Origin of the sequence: uncultured Peptoniphilus sp., assembly GCF_946998875.1 — a bacterium.
Classification (GTDB): domain Bacteria; phylum Bacillota; class Clostridia; order Tissierellales; family Peptoniphilaceae; genus Peptoniphilus_A.
Genome location: NZ_CAMQAY010000004.1, coordinates 72,700 through 79,984 on the forward strand (window position 1 = coordinate 72,700; position 7,285 = coordinate 79,984).

The following is a 7,285-nucleotide window of genomic DNA, read 5'->3' on the forward strand; positions in this document are numbered from 1 at the left end:
GCTAGAGATTTTTCTTTAGCAGTTTTTTTGTAAGGCAGCTAAGAATATTATTATTAGATTAAAAAAAGACAATAAAAAACTGGAGCTTTACTCCAGTTTCTTAATCTTCATCTTTATTTGCATCTTCATTTAAAATTGATTTTTTTGAATGAGATTTTTTCTTGCCACCATTTTCATTAGAGGACTTCTTTTTATTTTCCTTGTTATTGTTGTTATTATTCTTGTTTTTGTCCTTGTCCTTCTTCTTTTCTTCATCATCGGAATCTCTATACCAACCTAACTTATTAGTATAGTGTGGCTTAGTTCCGTCAGCTAGGAGTTCACGCCTTCCATTTACATATTTAGTGAAGATTCCATCTGGTTCTTCAAATTCTTTTTTGTCCAAGTCTTCGTGAACAGCCTTCATAATTTGCTTCCAAAGATAAGCTGATTGAGTTGAACCAAAGGCAAGCTTTTGATGTTTGTCATTTCCTATCCAAACTGAGCAAGTGTAGTAAGGAGTGTAACCAACAAACCAAACATCCTTCTTGTCAGTAGTTGTACCAGTTTTACCAGCTATGTCTTGTCCTGGGAAGGAAGCGTTGCGACCAGTTCCCCTTTTAACAACATCTCTTAACATATCTGTTAAAATATAAGCATTTTGTGGAGAAGTGACTTCTTTTTCCTTAGGGTCAACTTGATAGATAACATCTCCAGTGTTAGTTTCAATTTTTGTAATTACATAAGGGTTAGCATATTTTCCTTCATTGGCAAGAGTTGTAAAAGCTCCAGCCATTTCGAAGGGACTAATGCCATAGCTCATGCCGCCAAGAGTAAGAGGAGCATAGTCCATATCATTCCAAGTTGGATTGTCTTTTTTCTCTACGATTGTGCTGACGCCAATTGATTTTAATGTTTCAATCATCTTATTAATTGACTCATCGTCATTATAGACCTTTGAATAAGTTGAATTTTTATTTGCCTTTGCATCTTTATCGGCAGAAATATCTCTGGCAACTTGATAAGCGCCAACGTTTGATGATTGACGAAGAAGATTTCTTATTGTAGTCCAACCTTGGTAATAGCTGCCAGCATTTTTAGGTGAGTGACCAAATAATTTTTCTGGCATCTTTGCGTCAAGGTAGACATCACCTGCAGTGGCACCATTGTTAAAGGCAGTTAAATAAACTGAAATTGGCTTAATAGAAGATCCAGGTTGTCTTGGAACTAAAGCCCTATTTAAAAGTCTGCCACCACTAACATTTCTACCGCCAACAAGGGCCTTAACTTCGTGAGTTTTTTGGTCGATGATAACTGAGGCAACTTGTGGTTGTATTATTCCATTTTTTTCTGTGAAAGTGCCGTAATAATATTTAGGATTTGATACAACTTGTTCCAGCGTCCTTTGCATGTCAATGTCCATTGGTGTGTAAATTTTTAGTCCGCCATTAAATAATTTATTTGTTGCTTCTTCCTTTGTGTAGCCAGAGTTCATCAAAATCTTAATGGTATTTTTTTGTACAACATCTGTATAGAAAGATGAAATCCCACTTTCTTTACGAGAGCCTATGTTGATGTCAATTTTTTCATTTAAGGCATTTTCATATTCTTCATTAGTAATAAGACCTTGCTCAGCCATTTTCTTTAAAACTAATTTTTGTCTAACTTGAGAAGTTTCATTGAAGACAGCCTTTACTGGCACTACTAAATTATTTTCTATTTGAATAAGTTCAAAGTTATCTATTTGTCCAAGTTCATTTAAATTTTTTGAAATTTCAATAATTTTGTCAGAGTTTGGCTCTGAACCTTCATTTTTTGGAAGTAAAACTACTTCAATATTTCCAAGGTCATCATCTTCACTTATCTCTTGAGTGTTGTAGGGAGTGTACTTTTCTGGCAAGTTTGTAACACCTGCTAATAGTGCACACTCAGCAAGGTCAAGTTCAGACACATCCTTGTTGAAAAAAGTTTTTGCAGCGGCTTGGACGCCAACTGTACCCTTAGAAAAGCCTGCAGAGTTTAAGTAAGCTTCAAGTATTTGCTCCTTAGTAAGTTTTTCTTCTATTTGATAGGAATAGTAGATGTCTGTGATTTTTCTCACAACGCTCTTTGAAAAAGATGTGTACAAGTTCTTGGCAAGCTGCATTGTAATAGTAGATGCACCTTGGTCAAAGGATTTTGTCTTTATGTCGTGGACAAGAGCACCTGCGACTCTTCTATAGTCAACTCCACTGTGCTCAAAAAATCTTTCATCTTCTATTGCCACAATGGCATTTACTAAATTTTTTGGTATATCCTCGTAGGGAACAAATTCACTAAACTCATCGGAGACTAAAGTCTCAATAAGTTTTCCATCATTGGTATAGATCCTAGAAGTTTCAGAGAGTTGGGCTCTGTATTCTGTTGGTTCTATTTGGGGAGCTTTTTTAAAAATACCAAGTACAATAGCAGTGACCATTGAACCTAAAATGATTATTGCAGCGACAACTACTAGTATGAGTATTTTTATTAGGCTTGAAAATTTTATTATTCCACGAGCTTTATTGTTTTTGGAATCTTTCATAACAACCTCCTATCTTGATATTATAACAGAATTTTAATCATATAACTATAAGTAGATATGAAAAAATCCCGCACAGTGGCGAGATTTTAACATAAATTATTCTATTACTTATAAACTATTTAGTCTTTAAAAGCTTAGTTCTTCATAGCTTTTAAAATTCTTGGCGCAATGATTGCTGCCACCACTGCCTTTGCCATATCAGGTATGATAAAAGGAATCATGCCAATGGAAAAGACTTTTGCCACGCCCATGGAAGTACCCATTACATTATTTAAAATGATGTACATATAGGGAAGACCAATTAGGTAGAAAATAACTTCTGCTAAAATTAGAACTATCATAATTTTGCCAAAGTTTTTTTCTCCATGAGCGAATTTAGAAATAAAAATTGCACCAATTATAAAGGCAATTAAAAATCCAAAACTTGGTTTTAAAAAGGATTGGAAGCCTCCAGTGAAGCCTGCAAAAATTGGCAGACCAATTAAGCCAAGTAGGACATATATGAAAACTGTAAGTCCTGCATAAAAAGGTGTAAGTAAAAGTCCTGTCATAAATACAAAAAAGTTTTGTAGAGAAAAAGGAACAGGTCCAATTGGTATGGAAATAAAAGCTCCCACAGCTATAAGTGCAACTAAAAGTGCAATTTTTGTTATGTCTTTTGTTTTAATTTTCATCATTAACCTCCGAAAGATATAGTACACAATGTTTACTCTTTTGTCAACAAGGTTAACACAAAATTTTTCACTCTTTAAATAAATTGATTTATTATAAATATTGGGTAAATAATTAGTTGAAAGTGAAGATTATAAAATATATAATGAAAACAATTTGTTAAAGAGGTGTAAAAATGTTATTAGTAATAGATGTAGGAAATACTTCCATAACTTGGGGCGTTTATAAGGGGGATGAGCTTGTAAATGATTTTAGGACTTCCACTGTGAAGACTAGAACATCAGATGAGTACGGTCTTATTTTTATAAATACCTTAACTCATGCCAATATTGATCCACAAGATATTGAAAATGTAATAATTTCATCCGTTGTGCCAAACCTTATGCACACACTTCCTTCTATGGTTAGAAAATATTTTAATAAAAACCCAATGATTGTAAGTGCAGACTTAGACTTGGGACTTAATATTAAGTACGACAATCCCAAGGAAGTTGGTGCCGATAGACTTGTAAATGCTGTTGGGGCACTAGAAATTTATGGAAAAAAATCCATTATAGTTGACATAGGAACGGCAATGACTTTTTGTATAGTAGACGAGGAAAAAAATTATCTTGGTGGTTTAATTATGCCAGGCATTGGCATTTCTGCTGAAGCACTTTTTATGATGACTTCAAAACTTCCAAAAATTGAAATTATTGCACCAGAAAAAGTTATTCAAGCTAATACAGTTGGAGCAATGCAATCTGGTCTATATTACGGTTACACAGCAATGATTGATGGAATTGTAGAAAAACTTTTAAAGGAACTGGACTGGAAGGAAGAAGATACAAATATTATTTCCACTGGTGGTTTCTCTACGATGTTAACAAGTGATTCAAAATATAATTTTATAATCAACAAATTTTTAACTCTTGAAGGGCTAAAAATTATATTTGAAAAAAATAGCAAAATAGATTGAGAGTGATTTTGTGTTAAAAATTTTAGCACCAATGGCAGGCTACACTGACATAGCCTTTAGAGAAGTGGCAACAGAAAAGGGAGCAGACTTAACTGTGACAGAAATGGTTTCAGCCATGGCTCTCGTCTATGAAAACAAAAAGACCCTAGACCTTTTAGAAATTTCTCCCAAGGAGAAAAAAGTTTCTGTGCAAATTTTTGGCTCTGATCCAAAAATTATGGGGGAAGCTGCAAGCATTTTAAATGATTATAATTTTTCCTATATCGACATAAATATGGGTTGCCCTGCACCAAAAATTGTAAAAAATAATTCAGGCTCACATCTTTTAAGCGACCCATCCCTTGTCTATGACCTTGTAAAAGCTGTTGTAGAAAATTCAAAAAAGCCTGTTTCTGTTAAGGTTAGAAAGGGAATAAAGGGAATTTCTTCCATGAAGGCAATAAAAAACATTGAGGCAGCAGGGGCAAGTTTTGTCACAGTCCATGGAAGGACCAGAGAAGAATATTACACAGGAAAAGCAGATTGGGACTATATTAAGTCTGTCAAGGAAAATGTAAAAATCCCCGTAATTGGAAATGGCGACATAGATAGTCCTGAAGATGCCCTAGAAAAAATAAATTATTCCAAGGTTGATGGCATAGCAATAGGCCGCGGCGCTGTGGGAAACCCCTACATCTTTAATCAAATTGAAGAGCTTATAAAAACTGGAAACTACTATAAGCCAAGTGACAGAGAAAAACTTCTTTTAATGATAGATGAACTTGAGAGAAAAATATCTTACAGGGGAGAAAAACTTGGCATCCTTGAAATGCGAAAGGTCTACTCCAATTATTTTAAGGGTATGAGGGACTCCAAGGAAATTAGAAATAAATTAAACACACTAAAGGACAAAGATGAGATAATTAATCTTATTAGAGCTTATATTGAAACTTTAGACTAAAATAAATTTAAACTCTGCATAAAAGTGCGGAGTTTTTATTTTTTTGTAGAAATTTTATGAAAAAATCATGGAAAAACTTTAAAATCTTGACATAAAGAGAACTTTCGACTATAATAGCCTAGATTAAAAGGTTTTTGTTAAGGGCGGCTGACGCCTTATTTTTTATATATTGAGGAGAGAGAATTTTGGAAAAAGATATATTTTTCACACCGGAAGGTCTAGAAAAAATTGAAAATGAAATTGAGTATTTAAAAACAGTTAGAAGAAAGGAAGTTTCTGAAAGAATTAAAGTTGCCCTAGGTTATGGCGACCTTTCTGAAAACTCTGAATATGACGAAGCTAAAAACGAACAAGCACAAGTTGAAGAGAGAATCGCAAAACTTGAAATGATGCTTCGTAATGCAAAGATAATTGATGAAAAAGATTTAAATACAGATGTAGTTAACATTGGTTCAAGCGTAAAAGTAAGAGAACTTGACACTATGGAAGAAGACGAATACACAATTGTTGGTTCAGCAGAAGCAGATCCACTAGAAGGAAAAATTTCTAATGAATCACCAGTTGGCTCAAGACTTATTGGCAATCGCATTGGCGATGTAGTGGAAGTTGAAGTTCCAGACGGAATTATTAAATACGAAATTTGCGGAATAACTATTTAGGAGGCAATTTGTGAAAAAAACAGAAGATGCAAATCTAAATGAAATGCTTTTGTTAAAGAGACAAAAGCTTGACGAATTAAAAAGCGAAGGAAAGGACCCCTTTGTAAATGAAACTTACAATGTAACTGCTCATTCAATGGACATCAAAGAAGAATTCAAGGAAGATGAAGAGAGAGAAGTTTCCATAGCTGGTCGTGTAATGAGCAAGAGACGCCACGGTAAAATTTGTTTCTTAGACCTTAGAGATTCAGTGGGAACTATCCAAGTATTTGCAAGAAAGGATGTCCTTGAAGATAAATACGAAGAAGTAAAGGGACTTGACATTGGAGATATAGTTGGAGTAAAGGGAGTTGTATTTAAGACAGAAGCTGGTGAAATCACAGTTCGTGCCACTGACTTGACACTACTTTCAAAATCACTTCAAATCCTTCCAGAAAAATTCCACGGACTAAAGGACCCAGACCTTAGATACAGACAAAGATATGTTGATTTAATTGTAAATCCAGAAGTAAAAGATGTATTTATAAAGAGAAATAAAATCATCAAAAAAATTAGAGAATTTTTAGACAACTTAGGATTTTTGGAAGTTGAAACACCAATCCTTGGCACAGTAGCAGGTGGAGCAAATGCAAGACCTTTCTACACTCATCACAACACTCTTGACATTGACATGCAACTTAGAATTGCCAACGAACTTTTCCTAAAGAGATTAATCGTTGGTGGCTTTGAAAAAGTTTATGAAATGGGCAAGATGTTTAGAAACGAAGGAATGGACCCTAAGCACAATCCTGAATTTACAAATATTGAACTTTACCAAGCCTATGTAGACTACCATGAAATGATGAGAATAACTGAAAACTTATTCGAATATGTAGCACTTGAAGTTCTTGGAACAGATAAAATAAATTATCAAGGTACAGAAATTTCATTAAAGGCACCTTGGAAGAGAATCACCATGATCGATGCAGTTAAAAAATACGCTGATGTAGACTTTAACGAAATCGATACAGATGAAAAGGCAAGAGAAATTGCAAGAGAAAAGGGACTAGAAATTTCTGACTACGACACTTGGGGCAAAATTCTTTCAGAAATGTTTGAAGAATTCTGCGAAGAACACCTAGTTGAACCAACTTTTGTAATTGGCCATCCAGTAGAAGTTTCTCCACTTGCAAAGAGAAATCCAGAGGATCCAAGACTTACACAAAGATTTGAAGCCTTCATAAACACTTGGGAATTTGCCAACGCCTTCTCTGAACTTAACGACCCAATCGACCAAAGAGAAAGATTTGAAGCACAAGTTAGAGAAAAAGAAGCAGGCGACGATGAAGCTCATCCAATGGATTCAGACTTCATCAACGCAATTGAAGTAGGTCTTCCACCAACAGGGGGACTTGGAATTGGCGTTGACAGAATGATTGTACTCTTAACAGACCAACCATCTATTAGAGATGTACTTTTATTCCCAACAATGAAGCCAATAGGCTTAGAAAAGGCAGAAAATGGGGGTTTGTCAA

General features: G+C 34.6%; 6 protein-coding genes. 4 read left to right on the plus strand and 2 right to left on the minus strand.

Annotated features, from left to right (window positions below; all coding sequences use genetic code 11):
- Positions 1 to 100 precede the first annotated feature (100 nt).
- Together Q0U74_RS03065 and Q0U74_RS03070 are read right to left on the minus strand one after the other, a co-directional pair.
- A complete protein-coding gene (locus Q0U74_RS03065) occupies positions 101 to 2,542 on the minus strand; it encodes a transglycosylase domain-containing protein (protein WP_297392632.1) in 2,442 nt (813 codons plus the stop codon).
- A gap of 134 nt (positions 2,543 to 2,676) precedes the next feature.
- Positions 2,677 to 3,216: a biotin transporter BioY gene (locus Q0U74_RS03070; RefSeq protein WP_297392633.1), complete on the minus strand. Its 540-nt coding sequence runs from the start codon at positions 3,214 to 3,216 to the stop codon at positions 2,677 to 2,679.
- Positions 3,217 to 3,389: 173 nt separating this feature from the next.
- Here Q0U74_RS03070 and Q0U74_RS03075 point away from each other — a divergent pair, with 173 nt between their 5' ends.
- From Q0U74_RS03075 to lysS, 4 genes are all read left to right on the plus strand, one after another.
- Positions 3,390 to 4,172, plus strand: coding sequence for a type III pantothenate kinase (locus tag Q0U74_RS03075; RefSeq protein WP_297392634.1), 783 nt, complete (start codon positions 3,390 to 3,392; stop codon positions 4,170 to 4,172).
- Positions 4,173 to 4,182: 10 nt separating this feature from the next.
- Positions 4,183 to 5,112, plus strand: coding sequence for a tRNA dihydrouridine synthase DusB (dusB, locus tag Q0U74_RS03080; RefSeq protein WP_297392635.1), 930 nt, complete (start codon positions 4,183 to 4,185; stop codon positions 5,110 to 5,112).
- 185 nt (positions 5,113 to 5,297) lie between these two features.
- Positions 5,298 to 5,771 carry a transcription elongation factor GreA gene (gene greA / locus Q0U74_RS03085; protein ID WP_297392636.1) on the plus strand — a complete coding sequence of 158 codons (474 nt, stop codon included), beginning with the start codon at positions 5,298 to 5,300 and terminating at the stop codon, positions 5,769 to 5,771.
- Positions 5,772 to 5,781: 10 nt separating this feature from the next.
- On the plus strand, positions 5,782 to 7,285 hold a 1,504-nt coding region (gene lysS / locus Q0U74_RS03090), incomplete at its 3' end, for a lysine--tRNA ligase (RefSeq protein WP_297392637.1).